Annotated in this window: 20 protein-coding genes; 17 read left to right on the top strand and 3 right to left on the bottom strand. The window is 72.6% G+C overall.

What is annotated here, in order from left to right:
* Window positions 1-10: 10 nt before the first annotated feature.
* Complete coding sequence (locus ACZ516_RS18820) at window positions 11-991, bottom strand: ATP-binding protein (protein WP_361080004.1); 981 nt, start codon at window positions 989-991, stop codon at window positions 11-13.
* A gap of 101 nt (window positions 992-1,092) precedes the next feature.
* On the opposite strand from ACZ516_RS18820, the gene ACZ516_RS18815 reads away from it, so the two are divergent.
* Window positions 1,093-1,908: a Fic family protein gene (locus ACZ516_RS18815; protein WP_361080006.1), complete on the top strand. Its 816-nt coding sequence runs from the start codon at window positions 1,093-1,095 to the stop codon at window positions 1,906-1,908.
* Between the two features lie 439 nt (window positions 1,909-2,347).
* On the opposite strand, the gene ACZ516_RS18810 is transcribed toward ACZ516_RS18815, so the two are convergent.
* Window positions 2,348-3,172 carry an HAD family hydrolase gene (locus tag ACZ516_RS18810; protein WP_358699987.1) on the bottom strand — a complete coding sequence of 275 codons (825 nt, stop codon included), beginning with the start codon at window positions 3,170-3,172 and terminating at the stop codon, window positions 2,348-2,350.
* A gap of 638 nt (window positions 3,173-3,810) precedes the next feature.
* On the opposite strand from ACZ516_RS18810, the gene ssd reads away from it, so the two are divergent.
* The 7 genes from ssd (at window position 3,811) to ACZ516_RS18775 (ending at window position 9,055) form a co-directional block, all read left to right on the top strand.
* On the top strand, window positions 3,811-4,956 hold the full coding sequence (gene ssd, locus ACZ516_RS18805) for a septum site-determining protein Ssd (RefSeq protein WP_469011129.1): 1,146 nt from the start codon (window positions 3,811-3,813) through the stop codon (window positions 4,954-4,956).
* Window positions 4,953-6,128, top strand: a complete 1,176-nt coding sequence (locus ACZ516_RS18800) for a TadA family conjugal transfer-associated ATPase (RefSeq protein WP_469011127.1) — start codon at window positions 4,953-4,955, stop codon at window positions 6,126-6,128. The genes ssd and ACZ516_RS18800 overlap by 4 nt, the downstream gene beginning before the upstream one ends.
* Before the next feature lie 8 nt (window positions 6,129-6,136).
* Entirely contained in the window at window positions 6,137-7,012 is an 876-nt protein-coding gene (locus ACZ516_RS18795) for a type II secretion system F family protein (protein WP_469011356.1), read from the top strand.
* Window positions 7,012-7,797: a type II secretion system F family protein gene (locus ACZ516_RS18790; RefSeq protein WP_469011125.1), complete on the top strand. Its 786-nt coding sequence runs from the start codon at window positions 7,012-7,014 to the stop codon at window positions 7,795-7,797. Before ACZ516_RS18795 ends, ACZ516_RS18790 begins: the two co-directional genes overlap by 1 nt.
* Window positions 7,798-7,924: 127 nt before the next feature.
* Window positions 7,925-8,128, top strand: coding sequence for a DUF4244 domain-containing protein (locus ACZ516_RS18785; RefSeq protein WP_358696840.1), 204 nt, complete (start codon window positions 7,925-7,927; stop codon window positions 8,126-8,128).
* Complete coding sequence (locus tag ACZ516_RS18780) at window positions 8,115-8,501, top strand: TadE family type IV pilus minor pilin (RefSeq protein WP_469011124.1); 387 nt, start codon at window positions 8,115-8,117, stop codon at window positions 8,499-8,501. Before ACZ516_RS18785 ends, ACZ516_RS18780 begins: the two co-directional genes overlap by 14 nt.
* 248 nt (window positions 8,502-8,749) lie before the next feature.
* Window positions 8,750-9,055: an Rv3654c family TadE-like protein gene (locus ACZ516_RS18775; RefSeq protein ID WP_358696836.1), complete on the top strand. Its 306-nt coding sequence runs from the start codon at window positions 8,750-8,752 to the stop codon at window positions 9,053-9,055.
* A gap of 99 nt (window positions 9,056-9,154) precedes the next feature.
* On the opposite strand, the gene ACZ516_RS18770 is transcribed toward ACZ516_RS18775, so the two are convergent.
* The gene (locus tag ACZ516_RS18770; RefSeq protein ID WP_469011122.1) at window positions 9,155-11,617 is read right to left on the bottom strand and encodes a DEAD/DEAH box helicase; all 2,463 of its coding nucleotides are present in this window, start codon (window positions 11,615-11,617) and stop codon (window positions 9,155-9,157) included.
* An 80-nt stretch (window positions 11,618-11,697) separates the two neighbouring features.
* On the opposite strand from ACZ516_RS18770, the gene bldG reads away from it, so the two are divergent.
* The 9 genes from bldG to ACZ516_RS18725 all read left to right on the top strand — a co-directional run bounded on the left by bldG (window position 11,698) and on the right by ACZ516_RS18725 (window position 26,384).
* On the top strand, window positions 11,698-12,039 hold the full coding sequence (bldG, locus tag ACZ516_RS18765) for an anti-sigma factor antagonist BldG (RefSeq protein ID WP_358586151.1): 342 nt from the start codon (window positions 11,698-11,700) through the stop codon (window positions 12,037-12,039).
* A gap of 81 nt (window positions 12,040-12,120) precedes the next feature.
* A complete protein-coding gene (locus tag ACZ516_RS18760; RefSeq protein ID WP_361080064.1) occupies window positions 12,121-12,561 on the top strand; it encodes an ATP-binding protein in 441 nt (146 codons plus the stop codon).
* Between the two features lie 481 nt (window positions 12,562-13,042).
* Window positions 13,043-15,445 carry a sodium-translocating pyrophosphatase gene (locus ACZ516_RS18755; protein ID WP_469011120.1) on the top strand — a complete coding sequence of 801 codons (2,403 nt, stop codon included), beginning with the start codon at window positions 13,043-13,045 and terminating at the stop codon, window positions 15,443-15,445.
* Between the two features lie 270 nt (window positions 15,446-15,715).
* Window positions 15,716-16,288, top strand: a complete 573-nt coding sequence (locus tag ACZ516_RS18750; RefSeq protein ID WP_358586145.1) for a small secreted protein — start codon at window positions 15,716-15,718, stop codon at window positions 16,286-16,288.
* A gap of 90 nt (window positions 16,289-16,378) precedes the next feature.
* Window positions 16,379-17,893 carry a DUF7059 domain-containing protein gene (locus ACZ516_RS18745; protein WP_469011119.1) on the top strand — a complete coding sequence of 505 codons (1,515 nt, stop codon included), beginning with the start codon at window positions 16,379-16,381 and terminating at the stop codon, window positions 17,891-17,893.
* Between the two features lie 144 nt (window positions 17,894-18,037).
* Complete coding sequence (locus ACZ516_RS18740; protein ID WP_361080068.1) at window positions 18,038-18,235, top strand: hypothetical protein; 198 nt, start codon at window positions 18,038-18,040, stop codon at window positions 18,233-18,235.
* Between the two features lie 414 nt (window positions 18,236-18,649).
* Window positions 18,650-21,532, top strand: a complete 2,883-nt coding sequence (gene topA, locus ACZ516_RS18735; protein WP_469011118.1) for a type I DNA topoisomerase — start codon at window positions 18,650-18,652, stop codon at window positions 21,530-21,532.
* A 143-nt stretch (window positions 21,533-21,675) separates the two neighbouring features.
* On the top strand, window positions 21,676-24,960 hold the full coding sequence (gene tmk / locus ACZ516_RS18730; protein ID WP_469011116.1) for a dTMP kinase: 3,285 nt from the start codon (window positions 21,676-21,678) through the stop codon (window positions 24,958-24,960).
* A 218-nt stretch (window positions 24,961-25,178) separates the two neighbouring features.
* A complete protein-coding gene (locus tag ACZ516_RS18725; protein WP_358586135.1) occupies window positions 25,179-26,384 on the top strand; it encodes a DNA polymerase III subunit delta' in 1,206 nt (401 codons plus the stop codon).
* Window positions 26,385-26,462: the final 78 nt, after the last annotated feature.

Genomic DNA, 26,462 nt, shown 5'->3' with positions numbered 1-26,462 from the left:
GCGCGGGCGGTCAGGCGGCGGTGACGGCCTGCTCGCGCAGGACGAAGCCGGGGTCGACCTGGGCGGCCAGGTCGACCCCCGTCCGCTCGTTGCCCCAACTCCGCGCGTTCTTCAGGTGGAAGTGCACCATCTGGCGGGTGTAGCGCTCCCAGTCCCGTCGCTCGTACGAGGCGTCGACGGTGGCCCGAAGCGTCTCCAGGGAACGGCGGTTGGCCTCTTCCAGGTGCTCGAAGCGGGGCGGGCGGCCCTTCTCCATGGCACGCACCCAGTCCGAGTGCCCGACGGTCACCAGGAGGTCCTCGCCGACCTGCTCGCGCAGGAAGTCGATGTCGTCCTGGCCCTGCACCTTGTTGCCGACGACCTTGAGGTCGACGCCGAAGTCGCGTGCGTACTCCTTGTACTGGCGATAGACGGAGACCCCCTTCCTCGTCGGCTCGGCCACCAGGAACGTCATGTCGAAGCGGGTGAACATGCCGGAGGCGAAGGAGTCCGAGCCCGCGGTCATGTCCACGACCGCGTACTCGTCGCGGCCGTCGACCAGGTGGTTCAGGCACAGCTCCACCGCTCCGGTCTTGGAGTGGTAGCAGGCGACACCGAGGTCGGCTTCGGTGAACGGCCCGGTGACCATCAAACGCACGGTGGCGTCGTCGAGTTCCACGGGGCGGGCGCACGCGTCGTACACGGGGTTGTCCTCGCGCACCCGCAGCAGCCGTGAGCCCTCACCCGGCGGCGTCGTCTTGATCATCGTGTCGGTGGAGGCGATCCGCGGGTTGGAGCCGCGCAGATAGTCCTTGATCAGGGGCAGGTGCGCCCCCAGGGCGGGCAGCCGGGCGGCATCCGCCTCGTCGAGGCCGAGGGCCGGGCCCAGGTGCTGGTTGATGTCGGCGTCCATCGCGATGACGGGCGCGCCGCCGGCGGCGAGGTGGCGGATGAAGAGCGAGGACAGCGTGGTCTTGCCACTGCCGCCCTTCCCCACGAAAGCGATTTTCATGACCACCAAGCGTAGTGGCTCGCTCACGGAAGGTGCGGGACGTGGGTGAAGAAGACCACTCCTTCGTGGAGCGGGCGCCTGGAGTACGTAGGGTCGTACTCATGAGTACGACACCCGATCCGATCGCCGCCCTGGGGGCACTTCCCGGCGTGGCCGACTCCGTGGATTCCGTGCGCAAGGCCGTGGACCGGGTCTACGGGCACCGGATCATGCGGCGCCGCAGCAACGAGATCACCTCCGAGGCCGCCTTGCGCGGAGCCCGGGGTTCCGCCGCGCTCTCCGGGGCCGAATGGGCCCTTGAGGAGGTGCGCCGGCGCAGCGACTTCAGCGGCGACGCGCAGGCGCGCACGGTCGGTGGGGCCCTGCGGCTCACCGCCGAGGCGGGCCAGCTCCTGTCCATCTGGCGCCAGTCGCCGCTGCGTGTCCTCGCGCGGCTGCACCTGGTCGCCGCCGCTGACTCGGCGGAGGGGGCGGGGCGGCCCCGGCTGGCGGGCGAGGCGGTCGATGAGCCGCTCGTCGAGCTCCCCGTGCCCGACGCCGACGAGGTGGCGGGGCGCCTGGAGGGACTGTCGCAGCTGATTATCGCGGGCAGCTCTGCGCCGGCCCTCGTGATGGCCGCCGTGGTCCACGGTGAGCTGCTCAGCCTGCGGCCGTTCGGCTCGTGCAACGGCCTGGTCGCGCGGGCCGCCGAGCGCATCGTCCTGGTGGGCAGTGGCCTCGACCCGAAGTCGATCTGCCCCGCGGAGGCGGGCCACGCGGAACTGGGCCGGGCGGCCTACATGGCGGCGCTGGACGGTTACGCGTCCGGGACGCCGGACGGGATGGCGGCCTGGATCGCCCACTGCGGCAAGGCCGTTGAACTCGGCGTCAGGGAGTCGACCGCCGTCTGCGAGGCGCTTCAGCGCGGAGCGGCGTAGGGCGGGCCGCCCCAGGGGGACCGCACAGGAGCGTGGTGACAACAGGGTTGCGGCGGTACGGGAATCCGTACCGCCGCTGGCATGTCCACCGGGTTACCAAGCGTCCTCGAAAGTTGCCCATCAGGTCGGGGACTTCGCCCGTCACCTGGTGCGGCTGGCCCGTAATCGACGGGTCGACGTCGCGTGGGTGCCCGGTGTTCATGCTTCGGTCCGTGGGGCCGTGAATGCGTTTTAAGGTGATCCTCTCGGATGTCCTTGGTCTCGCGGGCCGTTGACTCCTTTGTACTCCAGTCCTGTGGTGAGCGGTAGTCCTGGCCGTACTTCTTTACTTTTAGGTTCAAACAGGTGTGAATCGGGCGTGCATTTCGATGCGGTCCCGCCGTGGTTCTTCTGCGGTTCCGCCATGGCTCTTCTGCGGTTCCGACGCCGCCCGAACCGGTCAGCCGACGGTCGTACGGCGGCGGCTGGCGAACCAGACGAGCCCTGCGGTGGCCGCCGCCGCGCCCACGGCGGCCGCCGCCACGAGCGCGGGCCTCGGTGGGGCGGGCAGGCGCTGCTTGAGGCGCACCGGCCGGTGGAAGTCGAGGATCGGCCACCCGCGCGCGAGGGCCTCGCGGCGCAGGGCGCGATCGGGGTTGACGGCACAGGGGTGCCCGACCGACCCGAGCATGGGCAGGTCGGTCGCCGAGTCGCTGTAGGCGTAGCAGCGGTCGAGGTCGTACCCCTCGGACCGGGCCAGCTCCTTGATCGCCTCCGCTTTGGTGGGGCCGTACGCGTAGTACTCCACCTCGCCCGTGAAGCAGCCGTCCTCACCGACCACCATGCGGGTGGCCACCACCCGGTCCGCGCCCAGCAGTTCACCGATCGGCTCGACGACCTCGGCGCCCGAGGTGGAGACGATGACGACGTCGCGGCCCGCCGTGTGGTGCTCCTCGATGAGGGAGGCCGCCTCGTCGTAGATGATCGGGTCGATCAGGTCGTGCAGGGTCTCGGCGACGATTTCCTTGACCTGTCGCACGTTCCAGCCGCGGCACAGGGCGGACAGGTACTCGCGCATCCGCTCCATCTGGTCATGGTCGGCGCCACCCGCGAGGAAGACGAACTGCGCGTACGCGGTGCGCAGGACCGCCCTGCGGTTGATCAGGCCGCCTTGGTAGAACGACTTGCTGAACGTGAGCGTGCTCGACTTCGCAATGACCGTCTTGTCCAGGTCAAAGAAGGCGGCCGCGCGGGGCAGGGAGTGGTTTTCCACGAGCCCGAGCATAGGCGCCCACCATTCGGCGTAAGCTGAGGCGCGTGGGTTTGCCTGAGAAGGCTCTCGGGTACACCATGGAAGTCACGGATCGTTCGCGACCGTGCTAACCCGGTCTGGCTCCTCCCCCCCCGAGTCGGACCGTGGGGACGACCCCCGCTCTCCCCCCCGGCGGGGGTCGTCGCATGTCCGGATGGGTTTTTGGGCCCGCCGTCGATCATCTTCCGACCCTCTCGGCCCCCTCTGCGTCCCTTCGACGTTCTTGAGGCTTGCCCAGAATTCGTCACTGCGTGTAGTCGTCGTGCTGCTCTGTGGAAGGCCCCGAGAACGCGCCGGGAAGCGGCCGGGAAGTCGATGGGGAGAAGCCCGGAAGAAGCGCGGAAGAAGCCCGGAAGCGGCTCAGAAGCGGACCAGAAGTGCCCCAGAAGGGGCCGGAGCATGGCGTGAAGCCGACGTGAGGTCGAGGGCGATGTCACCGGTTCGGGTGACGCGAATATTCACAGGTATCGCCTTGTCCACAGTTATTGACCAAGATCCACACGATTTCCCGGATCGCTGCACGCTGATTCCGTTCGTTCCGCTCGCGAAGTTCATGGCCGGATTGCTCTGCCCGGTTCTTCGCCCGAGTGGAGCGCGGCATTCACAGAGGGATGTGCGAGAGGGGGACGGAGATCGTGGGTGCAGTCATTTCATGGGGTGGGACCGCGCCGCCCGAGGGCGGCCGGGGCGGCCCGCTGATCCTCACGGAGGACGTGGAGCTCCTCGACGACCTGCTGAGGCTGTGCGCCGCGGCCGGGGCCAGGCCCGAGGTGCACCACGGCGGGCCCGAGCGCGAGCAGGGCTGGGACTCGGCCCCGCTCGTCCTGGTCGGGGACGACGCGGCGGACCGGGTCCGTGGCGCCACCCATAGGCGCGGAGTGGTGCTGGTCGGGCGGGATCAGGACGATTCCGGGGTCTGGCGGCGGGCCGTGGAGATCGGTGCCGAGCATGTGCTGCTCCTGCCGGACGGCGAGCAGTGGCTGGTGGACAGGATCGCGGACGTCGCCGAGGGCGTGGGGCGGTCGGCGCTCACCGTCGGGGTGATCGGCGGGCGCGGTGGTGCGGGGGCCTCCACGCTGGCCTGCGCCCTCGCGGTCACCGCGGCCCGCGAAGGGCGGCGCACCATGCTCGTCGACGCCGACCCGCTGGGCGGCGGCCTTGACGTCCTGCTCGGGGGCGAGACGGCCGAGGGGCTGCGCTGGCCGGCCTTCGCGGACTCGCGGGGCAGGGTCGGCGGGGAGGCACTGGAGGAGTCGCTTCCCGAGCTGCACGCGCTGCGGGTGCTGAGCTGGGACCGGGGTGAGGCGGTGGCGGTGGCTCCGGAGGCGGTGCGGGCGGTCGTCTCCGCGGCCCGCAGGCGCGGTGGCGTGGTCGTCGTGGATCTGCCCCGCCGGGTGGACGAGACGGTCGCCGAGGCACTGGCGCAGGTGGATCTCGGGCTGCTGGTCGTGCCGCCCGAGCTGCGCGCGGTGGCGGGAGCGCGCCGGGTGGCGTCGGCGGCGGGGATGGTGCAGCGCGACCTTCGGGTGGTGGTTCCCACCGGCGCGGCACCACCCGGTGCAGGAGTACTCGACCCCGAGGAGGTCGCCGGGCTGCTCGGACTGCCGCTCGCCGGCGTGCTGCCCTGGGAAGCGGGGCTGTCGGCGGCCCAGGCGGCCGGGGTGCCGCCCGGCGGCGCCGCGCGCGGCCCGCTGGCGAGGTTCTGCGCCGCCTTCTGGGACCGGGTGCCCGCCGATGTCCCGGGAGGGGGCGTATGAGCGCGGTCGTCGGGGCCCGCATGCTGGACGGGGTGCGCCAGTGGCTCGCGGAGAGCGGCACGGAACCGACGCCGGCCCGCGTCGCCGAGGCGCTGCGGGCCCAGGGGCGGGTCCTCGGGGACGCCGAAGTGCTCGGCGCCGCCGCGCAGTTGCGGTCGGAGCTGGTCGGCGCGGGGCCCTTGGAGCCGTTGCTCGCGGACCCCTCGGTGACCGATGTGCTGGTCTGCGCGCCCGACCGGGTGTGGGTGGACCGGGGCGGCGGTCTGGAGCTCACCGGGGTCACCTTCCGGGACGCGGCGGCGCTGCGGCGCCTCGCACAGCGCCTCGCGGCCGTGGCGGGGCGGCGTCTGGACGACGCCAGGCCTTGGGTGGACGCCCGCCTCCCGGACGGCACCCGGCTGCACGCCGTGCTGCCGCCCGTCGCCGTCGGATCGACCTGCCTCTCGCTGCGGGTCGTGCGGCCCCGCGCCTTCACTCTGGCGGAACTGGTCGCCGCGGGGACGGTGCCGCCCGGCGGCGACCGGGTACTGCGGGCCCTCCTGGACGCCCGCCTCTCCTTCCTGATCAGCGGGGGCACGGGCAGCGGCAAGACGACGTTGCTGAGCGCGCTGCTGGGCCTGGTCGGGCCCAGGGAGCGGATCGTGCTGGCCGAGGACTCGGCGGAGTTGCGGCCCGAACACCCCCATGTGGTGCACCTGGAGTCCCGGCCCGCGAACCAGGAGGGGGCCGGCCTCGTCGGTCTGGACGACCTGGTTCGCCAGGCGCTGCGGATGCGGCCGGACCGGCTGGTCGTCGGCGAGGTGCGGGGCGCCGAGGTGCTTCACCTGCTGGCCGCGCTGAACACGGGGCACGAGGGAGGCTGCGGCACGGTCCATGCCAACGCCGCCGCGGACGTGCCCGCCCGCCTGGAGGCCCTGGGGACGGCCGCGGGGCTCGACCGGGCCGCCCTGCACAGCCAGTTGGCGGCCGCCCTGTCGGTGGTGATCCATCTCGTCCGCGACCGGACCGGCCGCCGCCGCGTCGCCGAGGTGCATGTCCTGGAGCGGGCCGCGTCCGGCCTGGTCGTGACGGTGCCCGCGCTGCGATGGGGCGAAGAGGCGTTCATCGAAGGGCCCGGCTGGGAGCGGCTGCACGCCCTGCTGGCCGGCGACGAGCGGGGTGATTCGGTGTGAGTACGTCGATGTGGACGGCGGCCGTGTGCGCGGGTGGCGCGGCCTGCCTGCTGGGCGGCAAGGACCGCACGGCTCAGCGGGTCCGGGCGGTGCTCGCCCCCGATGCGCCCGAGGGGGCAGGCGGTTGGTCCTGGCGGCGGGCTGTCGCCGCGGGGCGGGGGCGGGTGCGGCATGAGTGGTGGTGCCTGGCGGCCGGGGCGGTGGTCGGGCTCCTGGGGGCCTCCTTGCTGCCGCTGGTCGCGGGCGCGGCGGGAGTACCGCTGGCGGGGCGGGCGAGGCGGGCCCGGGATGCGCGCCGGGAGAGGGAGCGGCGCGGTGACGCGGTGATCGCGCTGTGCGGGGCGCTCGCCGGCGAGGTGCGGGCGGGGCGCCAGCCGGGGGAGGCGTTGCGATCGGCACTCGGCGAGGCCGGCTCCCGCGAGAGGGCTGCCGGTGCTTGTGGCGGGTCGGCCGATGGGGCCGGGGCGGGTCGGAGCGCGGTCTTGGCGGCGGCGCGGTTCGGCGGGGACGTGCCGGGAGCGCTGGGCGAGGCGGCGCGGGAGCCGGGCGCGGAGGGCTTGCTGGGCCTCGCGGCGTGCTGGCGGGTCGCCGTGGACCGGGGTGCGGGGCTCGCGACGGGGCTGGAGCGCCTGGAGGGCGCGCTGCGTGCCGAGCGCGACCAACGGGCGGACCTGCGGGCACAGCTGGCCGGCGCACGGTCGACCGCCGTGATGCTGGCGGGCCTGCCGGTGCTGGGGCTGCTGATGGGCGGCGCGCTGGGAGCCGAGCCGCTGCGGGTGCTGCTGCACACCGGGGCGGGGCTCGGCTGCCTGGCGGTGGGCGGGGTGCTCGAGGGCGTCGGGGCGTGGTGGGCGCTGCGGATCGTACGAAGGGCGGAGGGGTGATGAGTTCTGTCCACGGGCTGGGGACGGCGGTATGGGCAGGCGCGGCGGTGCTGTGGCTGGCGCTGACGGTGCTGGCCGCACGGTGGGAAAGGACGGTGCGGCGGCGGGCCCGGACGGCGCTGGGTGCCGAGACGCCGGCTGCGCGGCTTCAGGGGCGGTGGCCGGGCCTTCGGCCGCGAGTACGTCTCTGGGGCACCGTGGCCGGGGCGGCGAGCGCGGCCTACGCGCTGATTGGCGGCGCGCTCGGCCTCCTGGCGGGAGTGGCCGTCGGCTACGGCACATGGCGTCGTCTGCGGTCCCACGCCCCGCCCCCGGACCAGGAAGACGCCGACGACACCGCTGAGGGCACACGCCAACTCCCGCTGGCCGCTGATCTCTTGGCGGCCTGCGTCGCCGCGGGCGCGAGCCCTGTCGCGGCCGCCGGAGCCGTCGGGGACTCGCTGCGAGGTCCGGTGGGCGAGCGGCTCGCACGGGGAGCGGCCGAGGTGCGCCTGGGCGGCGAACCGGCGGACGCCTGGAGCCACTTGACGGCGATACCGGGCGCTGCTCCCCTGGCCCGGCTGCTGGAGCGCGCCGACGAGTCGGGAGCGCCGGCCGCCGAGCCGGTGGCCCGCCTCGCGGCGGAGGCCAGGGCCGCGCGAGGCCGGGCAGCCCTGTCGACGGCGCGCAGGGCGGCGGTCCTGATGACGATGCCCGTGGGCCTGTGCTTCCTCCCGGCGTTCATCGCGGTCGGGGTGCTGCCGGTGGTGATCGGCCTCGCGGAGGGACTGCTGAAAGCGAACTGAACCAGCGCCGGGAAGACACCGGAGCGAGCGCCGGGAAGAAGCGGCGCACTGGAAAGACGGACACGACGACGACTGCCCCGGCCACAACAGGGCCGAGGCGCCGAACGGAACACTCACGGGGGTTGAGATGCGTGGACACGACTACGCGCGGGCGCTGCTGCGGCGAGCCCGGGCGGCCGGCAAGGACGCGGGCATGGTGACGTCCGAGTACGCGATGGGGCTGATCGCGGCGGTGGGATTCGCCGGGCTGCTCTACAAGGTGGTGACGAGCGACCAGGTCAGGGCGGCCTTGCAGGCGCTGGTGGGGAAGGCACTCGATGCGCCGTTCTGATCGGAGGCGGGAACCGCGCGCGAGGGACCAGGGGTTCGTGACGGCGGAGGCGGCGGTGGTGCTGCCGACGCTGGTGCTGTTCACCATGGTGCTGGTGTGGACGCTGCTGGCGGTGTGCGCGCAGATCCAGTGCGTGGACGCGGCGCGGGCCGGGGCTCGCGCCGCGGCACGGCAGGACCCCGAGGCAGTGGCCGTGGCGGCAGCCCGGCAGGCGGCGCCGCGCGGAGCGCGGGTGACCGTGCGGCGCGACGGTGACCTGGTGCGGGTCGAGGTGGTCGCCGCCGCGCCGGGGCCCGAGGCGCTGGACCTCGGTCTGCGCTTGCGGGCCGAGGCGGTGGCGTTGGCGGAGGAGATGGTGGGGGTGGGCGTATGAGGGGCGGGTGCGTGTGGGGCGGGTTCGCGCGGGGCGGCCCTAAGCGGGGCGGGCGCATGTGGGGTGGCCCCATGCGGGGTGGCCCTATGCGGGACGGGCGCATGCGGGGTGGCCCCTCGTTGGGCGGGCCCCCGATGGGTGGATTTACGCGGGGCAGGCGCCGCGGGCGCAGGCTCCCGTGGGGACGGCACCTCGGAGGCGGGCCCTGGCGGGGCGCGGCGCGCGACCGTGGGGCGGCCACGGTGTGGGTGACGGTGGTGCTGGCGGCGCTCTGTGTGCTCTGCGGCGGCGTGTTCGCGATGGGTCAGGCGGTCGTGGCCCGGCACCGGGCGGGCGGTGCGGCGGACCTCGCGGCGCTGGCGGCGGCGGACCACTGGGCGGCGGGCCCCTCGGTGGCCTGCGCGGCGGCCGACCGGGTGGCCGCCGCGCAGGGTGCGCGCCTCCTGCACTGCGCTGTGCGGGGCGCTGTCTCCCACGTCACGGCGGGCGCCTCCGTCGGCCCCTTCTCGACCCACGCCCGCTCCCGCGCGGGCCCAGCGGGTCCACTGCGGTGAGCAGCCACACCCCGATGACGCCCCCGATGACACCCCCGGGAACGACCAGCCCCAGCCCCCGGGCCCACCCCGACCCGCGTCCGGGACCGAAGGGCCGCCCTAGGCCCCGGTGCCCGCCCCCGCATCGCGCAGCAACACGGAAAGCAGCCGAACAGCCCCCCGCTTGTGCAACGGCTCGTTGCCGTTGCCGCACTTGGGTGACTGGATGCACGAGGGGCATCCGGCCTCGCACTCGCAGGACGCGATCGCCTGCCGTGTCGCCGTCAGCCACTCCCGCGCCGTGTGGAAGGCCCGCTCGGCGAACCCCGCCCCGCCCGGATGACCGTCGTACACGAACACCGTGGGAAGGAGAGTGTCCGGATGCAGCGGCACGGAGACGCCGCCGATGTCCCAGCGGTCGCACGTGGCGAACAGCGGCAGCATGCCGATGGAGGCGTGCTCGGCGGCGTGCAGGGCGCCGCCGAGGATCTCGGGATGGACGCGGGCGGCGTCCAGCTGGTCCTCGGTGACCGTCCACCAGACGGCGCGCGTGCGCAGCGTACGAGGAGGGAGTTCCAGCTTGGTCTCGCCGAGGACCTCGCCTGTGATGAGCTTCCTGCGCAGGAAGGAGACGACCTGATTGGTCACCTCGACGGAGCCGTAGCACAGGCGGCCCTCGCCCCAGGGGACCTCCACATCCGTCTCCAGGATGGAGATCGCCGTGGTGTCGCGCGCGGTCGTGGAGTACGGCGGCGCGGCCTCCTCGACCAGGGCGACGGAGTCCTCCAGGTCGAGGTGGCGCACGAGATACGTGAGGCCCTGATGGAGGTGGACGGCGCCCTCGTGCACGGTGGTGTGCGCGGCGGACGCGTCGACGGTGCCCAGGAGCCGTCCCGTGCCCTCCTCGACGATCTGGACGGGCCTGCCGCCCTCGCCGCGGATGTCGGTCAGGTCGGCGGCCCGCTCCCGGCGGGTCCAGTGCCAGGCCCGCGCCCGGCGGCGCAGCAGCTTCGCGGCCTCCAGCTGTGGAAGCAGCTCCTCGGCGGCCGGACCGAAGAGAGCCAAGTCGTCGTCGACGAGCGGCAGTTCCGAGGCGGCGGCGCACAGGTGGGGGGCGAGGACGTACGGATTGTCGGGGTCGAGGACGGTGGACTCGACGGGCTGCTGGAACAGCGCCTCGGGGTGGTGGACGAGATACGTGTCCAGCGGGTCGTCCCGGGCGACCAGCACGGCCAGGGCGCCCTGCCCGGAGCGCCCCGCACGCCCCGCCTGCTGCCACAGGGAGGCCCGGGTGCCGGGATAGCCCGCGATGACGACGGCGTCCAGACCCGACACGTCCACGCCGAGTTCCAGGGCGGTGGTGGCGGCGAGGCCGAGGAGTTCGCCGGAGTGCAGGGCGCGCTCCAGGGCGCGGCGCTCCTCGGGCAGGTAGCCGCCGCGATAGGCCGCGACACGGCGGACCAGGGAGCGGTCGACCTCGGCGAGACGTTCCTGCGCGATCACCGCGATCAGCTCGGCGCCGCGCCGGGAGCGCACGAAGGCCACCGAGCGGACGCCCTGGACGGTCAGGTCGGTGAGGAGGTCCGCGGTCTCGGCGGTGGCGGTGCGGCGCACGGGAGCGCCCTTCTCGCCGTGCAGGTCGGTGAGCGGCGGCTCCCACAGGGCGAAGACGAGGTCGCCGCGCGGCGAGGCGTCGTCGGCGACCTCCTTCACGGGCAGCCCGATGAGGCGCTCCGCGGAGACGGCGGGTTCGGCGGAGGTGGCGGAGGCCAGCAGGAAGACGGGCTCGGAGCCGTAGCGGGCACAGAGGCGGCGCAGCCGGCGCAGCACCTGGGCGACGTGCGAGCCGAAGACGCCGCGGTAGGTGTGGCACTCGTCGATGACGACGTAGCGCAGGGCGCGCAGGAAGGAGGACCAGCGGGGATGCGAGGGGAGGATCCCGCGGTGCAGCATGTCGGGGTTGGTCAGGACGTAGTTGGCGTACTGACGCACCCATTCGCGCTCTTCGAAGGGGGTGTCGCCGTCGTACACGGCGGGGCGTACGGCGTTGCCGAGAGGGGCGGCGAGCTCCCGCACGGCGCGGCGCTGGTCGGCCGCCAGGGCCTTGGTGGGGGCCAGGTACAGGGCGGTGGCGCCCCGCCCGTTCGGTGCCTCGGAGCCGTCGACGAGCGCGGAGAGGACGGGCGCGAGGTAGGCCAGGGACTTGCCGGACGCGGTTCCGGTGGCGACGACCACGGACTCGCCGTCCAGCGCGTGCTCCGCCGCCAGCGCCTGATGGGCCCAGGGCCGCTCGATGCCCGCCGCCCGAACGGCGGATATGACCTCCGGACGGATGCGGTCGGGCCACACTGCATACCGAGCCGCACGTGGGGGCAAGTGCTCCGTATGAGTGACGCGCGACGCACGGCTCGGCCCCGCGGTGAGCCGGTCGAGGACCACCTGCGGGGACGTCTGTGCCGGGGCGCCCGCAAAGGGCCCTCCGGAGGAAGAAATTTCGGCCATCGGCATCGAGTGTGTCACTGGCGGGATGGACAATGGTCCGAAGGCGTCGTGCACGCCTGCCGGTAAGTGATTGAATGCCATCGCGGCTGGCGATCCGACCTGGGGGCTCTGCCGAGGTGTCCCGAGGGATGACCGCTCGATAGCAAGGTGCTGGAGGATCCGTGGACCTGTCCCTGTCGACCCGTACCGTCGGCGATCGTACGGTCGTCGAGGTCGGTGGCGAAATCGATGTATATACCGCGCCCAAGTTGCGCGAGCAGTTGGTCGAGTTGGTGAACGACGGCAGCTTCCACCTTGTCGTCGACATGGAGGGCGTGGACTTCCTCGACTCCACCGGGCTCGGCGTGCTGGTCGGCGGCCTGAAGCGCGTGCGTGCCCATGAGGGCTCGCTGCGCCTGGTCTGCAACCAGGAGCGCATTCTCAAGATCTTCCGCATCACCGGCCTGACCAAGGTGTTCCCCATTCACACCTCGGTCGAGGAAGCAGTCACCGCCACCGACTGACGCCTCAGGTGGCAGTACAGCAGGGGATCGGGCCTGCGGCCCGGTCCCCTGACAGCACGCGCGTACGTCCGAGGGGGATGCATGGCCACCGTTGAGCTTCGTTTCAGCGCGCTGCCCGAGCACGTCAGGACGGCCCGCCTGGTGGCGGCCGCGGTCGCGCGCAGGGCCGGAGTGGACGAGGCCGTTCTCGACGAGGTCCGGCTCGCCGTCGGCGAGGCCTGCACGCGCGCGGTCGGGCTGCACCAGAGCAATGGCGTCACGGCGCCGGTACGGGTCGCGCTGACCGAGGACGAGAAGCAGTTCTCCATCGAGGTCGGTGACGAGGCGCCCCGTTCGGCACCCGGTGACCGGGCGCCCGGCGGGCGGCCCGGCCGGGGCGACGAGCTGGAGGCCGAGGGCGAGGACGAGATGGGCCTCGCCGTCATCAGCGGCCTCGTGGACGACGTCGAGGTCACCGCGGGCGAATCCGGCGGCCTGATCCGCATGAGCTGGCCCACGACCCCCGCGCCACTCGTTCCCTGATCCCGTTGCCGCCGTTCGTGCCTCGGCCCCGCCGGCGCCGCTCACGCCCCGAGCCTGCCCCCGCGCCGCCCGCGCCACGCATGACGTGATTCCGCCCATGTCGCCGGCGCCGCCCGTGACCGGATCGTGTCGTCGCCGCTCGCGGCGTGGTTCCGCCCGCCTCTCGGCCGCGCCCGGAGCGCTCCCGTACCGCTCCCGCGCCGCGCGGGCCGCCCCGGCAGGCTCCGGCGGACCCCGACAGGCCCTGTCACCACCACGGTGAACAGGGCCTTTTCTTATTCTGATCATTTATCGTTCTAGATCAATGATCCGCCGTCAACGGTTTTGAGGCATTACTGCTTTTGGGGCCAAACTTTGGCCGCGATCATTTGCTGAGAAGCAATCTCAGGCCAATTGCGCTAGTGGTCCTCTGTTTTGATCAGGTTCCGCTCCCTACAATCCGTCCACATCTTGAGCTCAGCCCCAGCGTCAAGGAGGACGAATGGCGGGGCTTTCTACCCCTCATCAGTTTGACCACCCCTCAACCTTCGCAGCCGCAGTCCTGACGGACGGCAATCGTCTTATCGTGATGGTCATCGCGGCCGTCGCGCTCGCGGCGCTCGTCGTCGCCGGGGTCCTGGTGCGCCAGGTGCTCGCGGCCGGCGAGGGCACCGACAGCATGAAGAAGATCGCCCGGGCGATCCAGGAAGGCGCGAATGCCTATCTGGGCCGCCAGCTCCGCACGCTCGGCGTATTCGCCGTCGTCGTGTTCTTCCTGCTCATGCTGTTGCCCGCGGACGACTGGAATCAGCGCGCCGGACGATCGATCTTCTTCTTGATCGGAGCGGCGTTCTCGGCGACCACCGGCTATATCGGTATGTGGCTCGCGGTGCGCAGCAATGTGCGCGTGGCGGCCGCGGCCCGAGAGGCCACCCCGGCAGAAGGCGAGCCGGAAAAGGATCTCACCGCCGTCTCGCACAAAGCCATGAAGATCGCTTTCCGCACGGGCGGCGTCGTCGGCATGTTCACGGTGGGGCTCGGTCTGCTGGGCGCCTCCTGTGTGGTGCTCGTCTACGCGGCCGACGCGCCGAAGGTGCTCGAAGGATTCGGACTCGGTGCCGCGCTGATCGCGATGTTCATGCGCGTCGGCGGCGGCATCTTCACCAAGGCCGCCGACGTCGGCGCCGACCTGGTCGGCAAGGTCGAGCAGGGCATTCCGGAGGACGATCCGCGCAATGCCGCGACCATCGCCGACAACGTGGGCGACAACGTCGGCGACTGCGCCGGCATGGCCGCCGACCTCTTCGAGTCGTACGCCGTCACGCTCGTCGCCGCGCTGATCCTCGGCAAGGTGGCGTTCGGCGACTCCGGGCTCGCCTTCCCGCTGATCGTTCCGGCCATCGGCGTCGTGGCGGCGATGATCGGCATCTTCGCGGTGGCACCGCGGCGCGCCGACCGCAGCGGCATGAGCGCCATCAACCGCGGCTTCTTCATCTCCGCGGTGATCTCGCTGCTGCTCGTCGCCGCGGCCGTGTACGTCTACCTCCCGTCCTCGTACGCGGAGCTGGAAGGCGTCACGGACACGGCGATCGCCGGCCACGGCGGTGACCCACGGGTCCTCGCCCTTGTCGCCGTGGCCATCGGCATCGTCCTGGCCGCCCTCATCCAGCAGCTCACCGGCTACTTCACCGAGACCAACCGGCGCCCCGTCAGGGACATCGGCAAGACCTCGCTGACGGGCCCGGCGACCGTCGTCCTGGCCGGCATCTCGCTCGGCCTGGAATCGGCCGTCTACACCGCGCTGCTGATCGGGCTCGGCGTGTACGGGGCGTTCCTGCTCGGCGGTACGTCGATCATGCTCGCCCTCTTCGCGGTCGCCCTGGCCGGAACGGGCCTGCTGACCACGGTCGGCGTCATCGTCGCCATGGACACCTTCGGCCCCGTCTCCGACAACGCGCAGGGCATCGCCGAGATGTCCGGTGACGTCGAGGGCGCGGGCGCGCAGGTGCTCACCGACCTGGACGCCGTCGGCAACACCACCAAGGCCATCACCAAGGGCATCGCCATCGCCACCGCGGTCCTCGCGGCGTCGGCGCTCTTCGGGTCGTATCGCGACGCCATCGCGACCGCGGCCAAGGACGTCGGCGAGAAGCTCGGCGACGGCGCCCCGATGAACCTGGTGATGGACATCTCACAGCCCAACAACCTGGTGGGCCTGGTCCTCGGCGCCGCGGTCGTCTTCCTCTTCTCGGGGCTGGCGATCAACGCGGTGTCGCGGTCGGCCGGGGCCGTGGTCTACGAGGTGCGGCGGCAGTTCCGCGAGCACCCCGGGATCATGGACTACACCGAGCAGCCGGAGTACGGGCGCGTCGTCGACATCTGCACCAAGGACGCGCTGCGCGAGCTGGCCACACCGGGTCTGCTCGCCGTGCTCACACCCATCGCGGTCGGCTTCTCGCTCGGTGTCGGCGCGCTCGGCTCGTTCCTCGCCGGCGCGATCGGCACGGGCACGCTGATGGCGGTCTTCCTCGCCAACTCCGGCGGCGCCTGGGACAACGCGAAGAAGCTCGTCGAGGACGGCCACCACGGCGGCAAGGGCAGCGAGGCCCACGCCGCGGTCGTCATCGGCGACACCGTGGGCGACCCGTTCAAGGACACCGCAGGCCCGGCGATCAACCCGCTGCTGAAGGTGATGAACCTGGTGGCGCTGCTCATCGCGCCCGCCGTCATCAAGTTCAGCTACGGGGACGACGCCAGCGTCGGCATGCGGGTACTGATCGCGGTGCTCTCCATCGCGGTCATCATCGGCGCGGTCTACGTCTCCAAGCGGCGGGGCATCGCCGTCGGGGACGAGGGCAACGCCGGACGGGCGGCCAAGTCGGCCGATCCGGCGGTCGTTTCGTAACGCGGGTTCGTAACGCGGGTTCGTAACGCGGGAAGGACGCGTCCAACACGCGGGCGGGCGGCGCATTCTGATGCGTCGTCCGCCCGTCGGCGTGCGGGCCCCTGCCGCCGGTCAGCGGATCCGGACAGTCCGTGAGCCTTCTCTCCCGGTTCCCGCGCTCTCCTTGGTGCAAATGGCTGCAATAGGGGATGCGTCGGACCCCGGACATGCGTTTGTCGCTCGTTTGGCGTGTAAGTTCCGGGGCCGAGAGCCACGGAAGGGACCAATCCGGTGAACAAGAAGCTTGCAGCCGCACTGTCCGGCGGTGCGGTACTGGTACTCGCGATCTCAGGGTGCAGCAGCAGCGACGACGGCAACGAGGAACTGGACGGCTGGGCCAAGAAGGTCTGTGACGGCGTCCAGCCGCAGTCGAAGAAGATCGCGGCCGCCAACGCCGCGATCCAGAAGGAGACCTCCGACAACAGCTCCCCGTCCGCCGTCCAGAAGACCGACTCCAAGGCGTTCCAGGACATGTCCGACGCCTACAAGGCGATGGGCGACTCCGTGAAGGGCGCGGGCGCCCCGCCGGTCGACGACGGCAAGAAGAAGACGGACGACGCCGTCAAGGAGCTCAACGCCATCTCCAAGTCGTACGACGGCCTGAAGAAGCAGGTCGACGGCCTGGACACCAAGAACCAGGCGGACTTCGCCGACGGCCTCAAGGACGTCGCGGGCGAGCTGGACAAGCTCAGCAAGAGCGGCAACGAAGCACTGGAGAAGCTCCAGGAGGGGGAGGTCGGCGAGGCGATGGGCAAGCAGGACAGCTGCAAGAGCGCGTCCGCCACGCCGTCGGCCAAGAACTGACCCCTGCCGGCCGTACGTTCTTCGCCACGCCCTCGGTGTCCATGGCGGCGCCGAGGGCGCCGGTGTCCCCCCGCGGGCCACAATGGGGGAGTGAGTAACGCCAGCCTCCCCCTGCCCTCGCCCGACCGCGCCGACGCAGCCGCCTCCCTGCGGAAGGCCCTGCTCGCCGCCGACTTCACCGCCGACGGGCTGCTCGAACTACTCGGCGCGCCCGCCTACACCGCGCTGGCCCGCGGCGAGACCGTGCCCGCCCTGCGGGCCACGCGCGCGGACGGCGCCCTCGCCGCTCTCGTACGCCTGTTCCTGCTCCAGGAAACCGTCCCGCACGCGCGCGTGGCCGACGTTCTGCCCGTCGACGTCCTCCTGGACAGCGGTTGGCTGGCCGGGCAGGACGCGGGGCTGCGGGCGACGGTGGACGTACGGCCCTATGGCGGGCCCGGCGGCGAGGACTGGTTCATCGTCTCCGACCTGGGCTGCGCGGTCGGCGGCGCCGGCGGCATCGGCAACCACGACGAGGGCGTCGTCCTCGGCGTCGGCGGCGCCTCCACCACGCTCGCCGGGATCACCGTGCGGACACCGGTCGACAGCGCGCTCGACCTCGGCACCGGCTCCGGCATCCAGGCGCTGCACGCCGCGCAGCACGCCACGCGCGTGACGGCGACCGACCTCAATCCCCGGGCCCTGCGGTTCACCCGGCTCACGCTGGCGCTCTCCGCCGCCCCGGAGGCAGATCTGCGGGAGGGCTCGCTCTTCGAGCCGGTGGGCGAGGAGACGTACGACCTGATCGTGTCGAACCCGCCCTTCGTGATCTCGCCCGGCGCCCGGCTCACCTACCGGGACGGCGGGATGGGCGGGGACGATCTGTGCCGGTCGCTCGTTCAGGAGGCGGGGGAGCGGCTGAACGAAGGGGGGTACGCGCACTTCCTGGCCAACTGGCAGCACGTGGACGGCGAGGAGTGGCAGGACCGGCTGCGCTCCTGGGTGCCGCGCGACTGCGACGCCTGGATCGTGCAGCGCGAGGTGCAGGACATCACGCAGTACGCCGAGCTGTGGCTGCGGGACGCGGGGGACCACCGCCAGGACCCCACGTCGTACGCGCGGCGGTACGAGGCGTGGCTGGGCGAGTTCGAGGCGCGCCGGACGCGGGCCGTCGGGTTCGGCTGGATCACGCTGCGCAAGACCGGGGCGGCCGAGCCGAGCGTGACCATCGAGGAGTGGCCGCACCCCGTCGAGCAGCCGCTCGGCGAGACGGTGCGGGAGTTCTTCGACCGCCAGGACTACCTGCGCGCCCACGACGACGCCGCCCTGCTCGCCGCGCACTTCAAGCTCGCCGACGAGGTCGTGCAGGAGCAGGTCGGGCTGCCGGGCGCCGAGGACCCCGAGCACGTCGTGCTGCGCCAGCACCGGGGCATGCGCCGGGCCACCAAGGTGGACACGGTCGGCGCCGGGTTCGCCGGCGTGTGCGACGGATCGCTGAGCGCCGGCCGGATCCTGGATGCCATCGCCCAACTGGTCGGCGAGGACCCGGTGTTGCTGCGCGACCGCACGCCCGCGCAGATCAGGCTCCTGGTGGAGCAGGGCTTCCTGCTGCCGGTCCAGGGGTAGGGGCGCGCGGCGGCCCTCCGTCGTTCACCCCGATTTCGCGCTCCCGATTCCCGCGCGTGCCAGCCTCCAGGCCACGGCCGCGCACCAGCACGCGCACGGCCGCACCACAAGCGCCGGGCGAGGCTGTACGGGGAGGCAAAGACTATGGAGAGCGCACCAGCGATCTTCGCGGGGACGGTGTTCGCGCTGTTCGGCACCGGACTGCTGCTGTGGACCGGGGCGCGGGTCGCGCACCGCGCGCCGGTCGCCCAGGGTGTGAGCCCCGTCGCATCGGCGACGCTCGCCGCGCTCGTGGGCCTCGTCGCCCTGTTGCTCGGCGTGTGGTGTTTCACGCGGCTGTGAAACCGCCGGACCGCAGCCGCGGACCCCTTCCTTCCGGTGGGCCGGAACCTCGGGTTCCAGCAGGGCCGGGGCGCCGCGCCGGGGCGGCCGGACGGTCGTGATCCGGTGGACCGGAAGGGATCGCTCCGGTGATCGCGGGGACGGCGCCGTGCCGCGTCCCGCGCCACGGCCGCGCCGGGCACCGAAACAGCGGGTCGCCACTCCGGGCGGCAGGAATGGCGGTAGTCGGGTTACCGTTCGAGTGGCCGTTGCGGGCTTTTCCCGTTTGACACGGGGGCGGGATGTACCGTCACACTCCGCAGCGACAGCGCAACGCAAGCCATGCGGGCACTGCCACCGCACCGTCACGAGCACCGCGACCGAGCGGTGCCACCGCGCACTGCCACCGAGCGTCGACCGGAGAGAAGAGCGAAGTTGTCCCCGACCAGCGAGACCGCACAGGGCGGCCGCCGACTCGTCATCGTCGAGTCGCCTGCCAAGGCGAAGACGATCAAGAGCTACCTCGGCCCCGGCTACGTAGTCGAGGCCAGCGTCGGGCACATCCGCGACCTCCCCAACGGTGCCGCGGAGGTACCCGACCAGTACACCGGCGAGGTGCGCCGCCTCGGCGTGGACGTCGAGCATGACTTCGCGCCCATCTATGTCGTCAACGCCGACAAGAAGGCCCAGGTCAAGAAGCTCAAGGACCTGCTGAAGGACTCCGACGAACTCTTCCTCGCCACCGATGAGGACCGCGAGGGCGAAGCCATCGCGTGGCACCTCCTCGAAGTCCTCAAGCCCAAGGTCCCCGTCCACCGGATGGTCTTCCACGAGATCACCAAGGACGCGATCCGCAGCGCCGTCGCCAACCCGCGCGAGCTCAACAAGCGCATGGTCGACGCCCAGGAGACCCGCCGCATCCTCGACCGCCTCTACGGCTACGAGGTCTCGCCGGTCCTGTGGAAGAAGGTCATGCCGCGCCTGTCGGCCGGCCGCGTCCAGTCGGTGGCCACCCGCCTCGTCGTCGAGCGGGAGCGCGAGCGCATCGCCTTCCGCTCCGCCGAGTACTGGGACCTGACCGGCACGTTCGGCACCGGCCGCGCCGGTGACGCCTCCGACCCCTCGCAGCTGGTCGCCCGGCTCGCCGCGGTCGACGGCAAGCGCGTCGCACAGGGCCGTGACTTCAACTCCGTCGGCCGGCTCAAGTCCGACACCCTGCACCTGGACGAGGCGGGCGCCCGCGCGCTTGCCGCCGCCCTCCAGGAGACGGCCTTCTCCGTACGGTCGGTCGAGTCCAAGCCCTACCGCCGCTCTCCCTACGCCCCGTTCCGTACGACGACGCTGCAGCAGGAGGCCTCGCGCAAGCTCGGCTTCGGCGCGAAGGCGACCATGCAGGTGGCCCAGAAGCTGTACGAGAACGGCTTCATCACCTACATGCGTACGGACTCCACGACCCTGTCCGACACGGCGGTCACCGCCGCCCGTGCCCAGGTCACCCAGCTCTACGGCGGCGACTACCTGCCGGACAAGCCGCGCACGTACGCCGGGAAGGTCAAGAACGCGCAGGAGGCGCACGAGGCGATCCGTCCCTCGGGTGATCGTTTCCGCACGCCCGCCGAGACCGGCCTGACCGGTGATCAGTTCCGGCTCTACGAGCTGATCTGGAAGCGGACCGTCGCCTCCCAGATGAAGGACGCGACCGGCAACTCCGTCACGGTCAAGATCGGTGGCCGTGCCGCCGACGGCCGCGACGCCGAGTTCAGCGCGTCCGGCAAGACCATCACCTTCCACGGCTTCCTCAAGGCGTACGTCGAAGGCGCCGACGACCCCAACGCCGAGCTGGACGACCGTGAGCGCAGGCTCCCGCAGGTCGCCGAGGGCGACGCGCTGACCGCCGACGAGCTGTCGGTCGACGGCCACGCCACCAAGCCCCCGGCCCGCTACACCGAGGCCTCGCTGGTCAAGGAGCTCGAAGAGCGCGAGATCGGCCGCCCGTCGACGTACGCGTCGATCCTCGGCACGATCCTCGACCGCGGATACGTCTTCAAGAAGGGGACGGCGCTCGTCCCCTCCTTCCTGTCGTTCGCCGTCGTCAATCTCCTGGAGAAGCACTTCGGGCGACTCGTCGACTACGACTTCACCGCCAGGATGGAGGACGACCTCGACCGCATCGCGCGCGGTGAGGCGCAGGCCGTGCCGTGGCTGCGGCGCTTCTACTTCGGCGAGGGCGGGGGCGAGGCCGCCGGCGCCGCGGCCGACGCGGGCAACGGCGACGGCGACCACCTCGGCGGCCTCAAGGAACTCGTCACCGACCTCGGCGCGATCGACGCCCGCGAGGTGTCGTCCTTCCCGGTCGGCGACGGCATCATGCTGCGCGTGGGGCGCTACGGCCCCTACATCGAGCGCGGCGAGCGCGACTCCGAGAACCACCAGCGCGCGGACGTCCCCGACGACCTGGCGCCCGACGAGCTGACCGTCGAGTACGCGGAGGAACTGCTCGCCAAGCCGAGCGGCGACTTCGAGCTGGGCGCGGACCCGGAGACCGGCCGCCAGATCATCGCCAAGGACGGGCGCTACGGCCCCTACGTCACCGAGGTATTGCCCGAAGGCACCCCGAAGACCGGCAAGAACGCGGTCAAGCCGCGCACCGCCTCGCTCTTCAAGTCCATGTCGCTGGACACGGTCACCCTCCAGGACGCGCTGAAGCTGATGTCGCTGCCGCGCGTGGTCGGCACGGACGCCGAGGGCGTCGAGATCACCGCCCAGAACGGCCGGTACGGCCCGTATCTGAAGAAGGGCACCGACTCGCGCTCCATCGAGAGCGAGGAGCAGCTCTTCACGATCACGCTCGAAGAGGCCCTGGCGATCTACTCCCAGCCCAAGCAGCGGGGCCGTGCGGCCGCGAAGCCGCCGCTCAAGGAGCTGGGCGAGGACCCGGTCAGCGGAAAGCCGGTCGTCGTCAAGGACGGCCGCTTCGGGGCGTACGTGACCGACGGCGAGACCAACGCGACGCTGCGGGCGGCCGACTCCGTCGAGGACATCACCCCCGAGCGGGGCTACGAGCTGCTCGCGGAGAAGCGGGCGAAGGGGCCGGCCAAGAAGACGGCGAAGAAGGCCCCCGCCAAGAAGGCGCCCGCAAAGAAGACCGCCGCCAAGAAGACGACCGTTAAGAAAACGACGGCCAAGAAGACCACGGCCAAGAAGACGGCCGCCACGAAGACCACTGCTACGAAGAGCACTGCTACGAAGAGCACTGCTACGAAGACCGCCGCCAAGAAGACGGCGGCTTCCAGCAAGGCGGCTTCCTCGGAGGAGTGACCTCCCGCCCGCGCCGGGTGCCCCATGACGAGGCACCCGGCACCGGCACGTCCTGAGCGGGCTTTTGGTCCCGGGCAGGGGCGGGCCGCGCGCATGTTCGGGTGGGCATACGGGGAAGCGGCGCGTCCAGATAGGCTGGACGGATGACGCGTGCCGAGCAGCCAACGGCCGGAATTCCGGCCCCCGACGACGCCCTGGTCGCAGATTCCCGAGAGCGTGCGGTCCGCGCTCTGCTGCGCGTACCGCAGCTGAAGCGGTTGTGGAGCGCGCAACTCGTCGGCAGTGTCGGCGACGCGCTCGCCCTTCTCGTGCTGGTGATTCTCGCGCTCCAGTCGGCCATCGCGGAAGGCGCCTTCGGAGGCGGCTACCGCGGCGTGGCCTTCGCCATCACCGCGGTCTTCGGAGCACGCGTCCTCGCGACGCTGCTCTTCGGAGCGGTGCTCCTGGGCCCCCTCACCTCCCTCACCTCACCGGGCGGACCGCTCGACCGGCGCTGGACCATGGTCGGCGCCGACGGCGTGCGCGCCGCGCTGCTGATCGTCGCCCCGTTGTGGATCGACTGGACCCCGGACAACGCCCTCGCGGTGATCCTGGTGACGTCCTTCGTGGTCGGCGTCGCCGAGCGGTTCTGGACGGTCGCCCGGGAGAGCGCGGCGCCCGCGCTGCTGCCCGCGCCGCCCCTGGAGGGGGCGACCGTACGGCCGCTGCCGGACCACATGGACGCGCTGCGGCGCCTGTCGCTCCGTACGGGATTCGTGGCGCTGCCCCTCGCGGCCGCCGCGCTCGTCGGCATCACGCTCGTCAGCAACCTTCTGGGCGCCGGCCTCGACTGGTTCCAGTTCCACCAGGCGGGGCTCGCCTCGTTCCTCGCGGCCGGGCTGTTCGCCGCGTCGCTCTCCATCGTCTACCTCCTCGAACTGCCCGCCGCGCAGACGCCCCGCGCGCGGAGCCCGCTCGAAGGGCTGCGCAGGCCGCGCACCGGCAGCGGCGCCGACAAGGGCCGCACGGGCGCGATCCCGCTGTTCGTCGCCGCCTGCGCCGCCGTCGCGGCCGCCATCGCCGCGGCCGTCGCCGTCGCCCTGCTGCACGCCAAGGACCTGGGCGGCGGGCCCGCCACGTACGGCCTGATCGTCCTCGCGCTGACCGGCGGCTCCGTGGCCGGCATCCGTACCGCGCCCTCCCTGCTGACGTCGCTCTCGCGCCGCCGGCTGCTCGCCCTGGCGATCGCCCTCACCGGCGTCGCGCTGCTCGCCGCGGGCCTCGTGCCGGACGTGACGACCGTGCTGCTGCTCCTGGCCCTCGCCGGGGTCGGCGCGGGCGTCGCCGCGAACATCGGGCACGCCCTGCTCGACCAGGAGGTCGAGGACTACCGCAGGACGCGCACCGCGGAGCACCTCCAGGCCGTCGCCCGGCTGAGCGTCGCGCTGGGCGCGCTGGCGGCCCCCGCGCTCGCCGCCGTCATCGGCCCGCACCGCATGGTCAACGGCAAGTTCGTCTTCGACCACGGAGGCGCCGCCTTCACCCTGATGCTCGTCGGCGCGCTGCTCCTGCCCGTGGCCGCGCTGGTCCTCGCCAAGGCCGACGACCGGCAGGGCGTCCCCCTGCGGCACGACCTGCGGGACGCCCTGCGCGGCGGCGACGACCCCGCGCAGGCGCCCTGCGCCACCGGCTTCTTCATCGCCCTGGAGGGCGGCGACGGCGCCGGCAAGTCCACCCAGGCCGAGGCGCTCGCCGAGTGGATCCGCGCCAAGGGGCACGAGGTCGTCGTCACCCGCGAGCCGGGCGCGACGCCCGTCGGCAAGCGGCTGCGGTCGATCCTGCTCGACGTGTCGTCGGCCGGTCTCTCGCACCGCGCCGAGGCCCTGCTGTACGCCGCCGACCGCGCGGAGCACGTCGACACCGTCGTACGGCCCGCCCTGGAGCGCGGCGCCGTCGTCATCTCCGACCGGTACATCGACTCGTCCGTCGCCTACCAGGGCGCGGGCCGCGACCTGTCGCCGACCGAGGTCGCCCGCATCAACCGCTGGGCCACCGGTGGCCTCGTACCGAACCTGACGTGCCTGCTCGACCTGGCGCCCGAGGCCGCCCGCGAGCGGTTCACGGAGGCGCCCGACCGGCTCGAGTCGGAGCCCGCCGAGTTCCACGCGCGCGTGCGGTCCGGTTTCCTCACGCTCGCCGCGGCCGACCCCGGCCGCTACCTCGTCGTCGACGCCTCCCAGGAGCCCGAGGCCGTCACGACCGTGATCCGGCACCGGCTCGACGTGGTCCTGCCGCTCTCCGAGGCCGAGGTGAAGGCGCAGGAGGAGGCCCGCAAGGCCGCCGAGGAGGAGGCGCGGCGCAAGGCCGAGGAAGAGGCCGCGCGCAAGGCCGAGGAGGAGCGCCTGGAGCGCGAGCGCCAGGCGCAGCTCGCCAAGCTCCGGGCCGAGGAGGAGGAGCGCAAGCGGCGCGAGCTGGAGGAGGCCCAGCGCCGCGAGGCCGAGCGGCAGGCCGAGGAAGCCCGCAAGCGCGCCGAGGAGGCGCGCCGCAAGGCCGAGGAGGAGAAGGCCAGGCTGCTCGCCGAGGAGCAGCTCAGGGCCGCCGAGGAGGCCCGGCGCCGCCGGGAGGCCGAGGAAGAGGCCAGGCTGCGCGCCGAGGCGGAGGAGCGGCGGCGGGAGAAGCAGCGCAAGGCCGAGGAGGCGTTGCTGCGGGCCGAGGAGGCGCGGCGGCTCGCGGCGGCGTCGGCGGCTTCCGCGGCGGCGGCTGCGGCGGAGGCGGCGTCCACGTCGGCCTCTACGTCTGCGCAGGTAAGGCCCTCCGCGCCCGCGAAGTCCGCGGGGGCGGCCAAGTCGTCCGGGGCGGCCAAGTCCTCCGGGGCGGCCAGGCCTTCTGGGGGTGCCAGGCCTTCTGGGGGTGCCGGGCCTTCTGGGGGCGCCGGGTCGGCGAAGCGTTCCGCCCCGTCCACCCCGTCCGTGCCGGACAACGAGACGACCGTGCCGACTCCCGTCGTGACGCCTCCAGGGGCGGCCGACGAGACCGCCGTACTGCCGCAGGTGCGGCCCGACGGGCCGGGCCCGGAGGACACCGCGGTGCTGCCGCAGTGTCCTCCGGGCCCGGGTGCCGCCGACGAGACGGCCGTGCTGCCCGCCATCACCGAGGACAAGGTGCCGCCGGGCTACTTCAGGGACGAGCGTCCGGCGGCCCCCGCCCCGGCCCCCGCTCCCGAGGGGGACAACGAACGCACCCGTGAGCTGCCCCAGATCGACGAGCGGGGCACGCCGCGGCGCTCGGGGTCCCACTGGCCCGAGGAGACGCCGGACGACCTGCCGACCCTGGCCGACGAACTGCTCGGCTCGCACGAGGACGCCGAGGACGCCGAGGGCCACCCGGGAGACGCCGGTGGCGCCGGTGGCGAAGGCGGGCGCGGGCGTCGCGGCGGCCGTCGGCGTTGATCGCGCAGGCAGCCGCGAGGAGCACGACGAGGACCGCCCGGAAGCGGGCGGTCCGGAAGGCGGCCGGCCCGGATTGTCAGTGGCGTGTCCCACAATGGGCAATCCGGGGATCAGACGATCCGGCAAGAGCAGGCAGAGCGGAACAGAGCGGCGCGGAGCAGCGCGCGGCGTAAGGCGGTGGACCCCATGAGTGTGTGGGACGACTCGGTGGTGGCCTCGTGAGCGTCTGGGACGACCTGGTGGGCCAGGAGAAGGTGGGCGAGCAGCTGAGCGCCGCCGCCCGGGACGCCGACGCGCAGGTGACCGCGGTCGCCGACCACACCCCCGTGCCGGACTCGTCGAAGATGACGCATGCCTGGCTGTTCACGGGCCCGCCGGGCTCCGGGCGGTCCACCGCGGCGCGGGCCTTCGCCGCCGCCCTGCAGTGCACCAGTCCGGACCGCGCCCTCGGCGGGGTCCCCGGGTGCGGGTTCTGCGACGGCTGCCACACCAGCCTCATCGGCACGCACGCGGACGTGGAAGTGGTCCGTACGGACCTGCTGTCCATCGGCGTGAAGGAGACCCGCGAGCTGGTGCGCCGGGCGCAGTTGTCGCCCGCCGTGGGCCGCTGGCAGGTGATCGTCCTGGAGGACGCCGACCGCCTCACCGAAGGCGCGGGCAACGTCCTGCTGAAGGCCGTGGAGGAGCCCGCCCCCCGGACCGTGTGGCTGCTCTGCGCGCCCTCCCTGGAGGACGTGCTGCCGACGATCCGTTCCCGCTGCCGGCACCTGACCTTGCGTACACCGCCGGTGGAGGCCGTCGCCGACGTGCTCGTACGACGGGACGGCATCGCGCCGGACGTCGCGGCGGCGGTCGCGCGCGCCACGCAGGGGCACATCGGCCGCGCCCGGCGGCTCGCCACCGATCCACGCGCGCGTGAGCGCAGGGCCGCGGTCCTGAAGCTGCCGCTGCGGGTGCAGGACATCGGCGGCTGCCTCAAGGCGGCGCAGGAGTTGATCGACACCGCGTCCGACGACGCGAAGCAGGTCGCGGAGGACGTCGACACCAAGGAGACCGAGGACCTGAAGAACGCGCTCGGCGCGTCGCAGGGCGGCCGGATGCCGCGCGGCACCGCGGGCGTGATGAAGGAGCTGGAGGACCGGCAGAAGCGCCGCAAGACACGTACGCAGCGCGACAGCCTGGACCTCGCGCTCATCGACCTCATAGGGGTCTACCGCGATGTCCTCGCCCTGCAGCTGGGCTCCCGCGTGGCCATCGCCAACACCGAGGTGCAGGACATGCTGGAGCGCCTGGCCCTGGCGTCCTCGCCCGAGTCCACGCTGCGCCGCATCGAGGCGATCGGCGCCTGCCGCACGGCCCTCGACCGCAATGTGGCGCCGCTGCTCGCGGTCGAGGCGATGACGGTGGCGCTCCGGGCGGGCTGACGGCGACGGGAGCCCAGCGAGCTGTCGGCCGAGGGGCGGTGTCACCCGTACGAGTAAGGGCCGAGTACGGCATGTGAT

Source organism: Streptomyces sp. NPDC034037, assembly GCF_055575715.1.
The sequence above is the reverse complement of the archived record's forward strand: the minus strand, read 5'-3'. Positions and strand labels throughout refer to the sequence as shown.

Excerpts from the sequence above, each read along its gene's own strand:
- ACZ516_RS18820 (WP_361080004.1), bottom strand. The coding sequence starts at position 991 with ATGAAAATCGCTTTCGTGGGGAAGGGCGGCAGTGGCAAGACCACGCTG.
- ACZ516_RS18815 (WP_361080006.1), top strand. The coding sequence starts at position 1,093 with ATGAGTACGACACCCGATCCGATCGCCGCCCTGGGGGCACTTCCCGGC.
- ACZ516_RS18810 (WP_358699987.1), bottom strand. The coding sequence starts at position 3,172 with ATGCTCGGGCTCGTGGAAAACCACTCCCTGCCCCGCGCGGCCGCCTTC.
- ssd (WP_469011129.1), top strand. The coding sequence starts at position 3,811 with ATGTGCGAGAGGGGGACGGAGATCGTGGGTGCAGTCATTTCATGGGGT.
- ACZ516_RS18800 (WP_469011127.1), top strand. The coding sequence starts at position 4,953 with ATGAGCGCGGTCGTCGGGGCCCGCATGCTGGACGGGGTGCGCCAGTGG.
- ACZ516_RS18795 (WP_469011356.1), top strand. The coding sequence starts at position 6,137 with ATGTGGACGGCGGCCGTGTGCGCGGGTGGCGCGGCCTGCCTGCTGGGC.
- ACZ516_RS18790 (WP_469011125.1), top strand. The coding sequence starts at position 7,012 with ATGAGTTCTGTCCACGGGCTGGGGACGGCGGTATGGGCAGGCGCGGCG.
- ACZ516_RS18785 (WP_358696840.1), top strand. The coding sequence starts at position 7,925 with ATGCGTGGACACGACTACGCGCGGGCGCTGCTGCGGCGAGCCCGGGCG.
- ACZ516_RS18780 (WP_469011124.1), top strand. The coding sequence starts at position 8,115 with ATGCGCCGTTCTGATCGGAGGCGGGAACCGCGCGCGAGGGACCAGGGG.
- ACZ516_RS18770 (WP_469011122.1), bottom strand. The coding sequence starts at position 11,617 with ATGGCATTCAATCACTTACCGGCAGGCGTGCACGACGCCTTCGGACCA.
- ACZ516_RS18760 (WP_361080064.1), top strand. The coding sequence starts at position 12,121 with ATGGCCACCGTTGAGCTTCGTTTCAGCGCGCTGCCCGAGCACGTCAGG.
- ACZ516_RS18755 (WP_469011120.1), top strand. The coding sequence starts at position 13,043 with ATGGCGGGGCTTTCTACCCCTCATCAGTTTGACCACCCCTCAACCTTC.
- ACZ516_RS18740 (WP_361080068.1), top strand. The coding sequence starts at position 18,038 with ATGGAGAGCGCACCAGCGATCTTCGCGGGGACGGTGTTCGCGCTGTTC.
- tmk (WP_469011116.1), top strand. The coding sequence starts at position 21,676 with ATGACGCGTGCCGAGCAGCCAACGGCCGGAATTCCGGCCCCCGACGAC.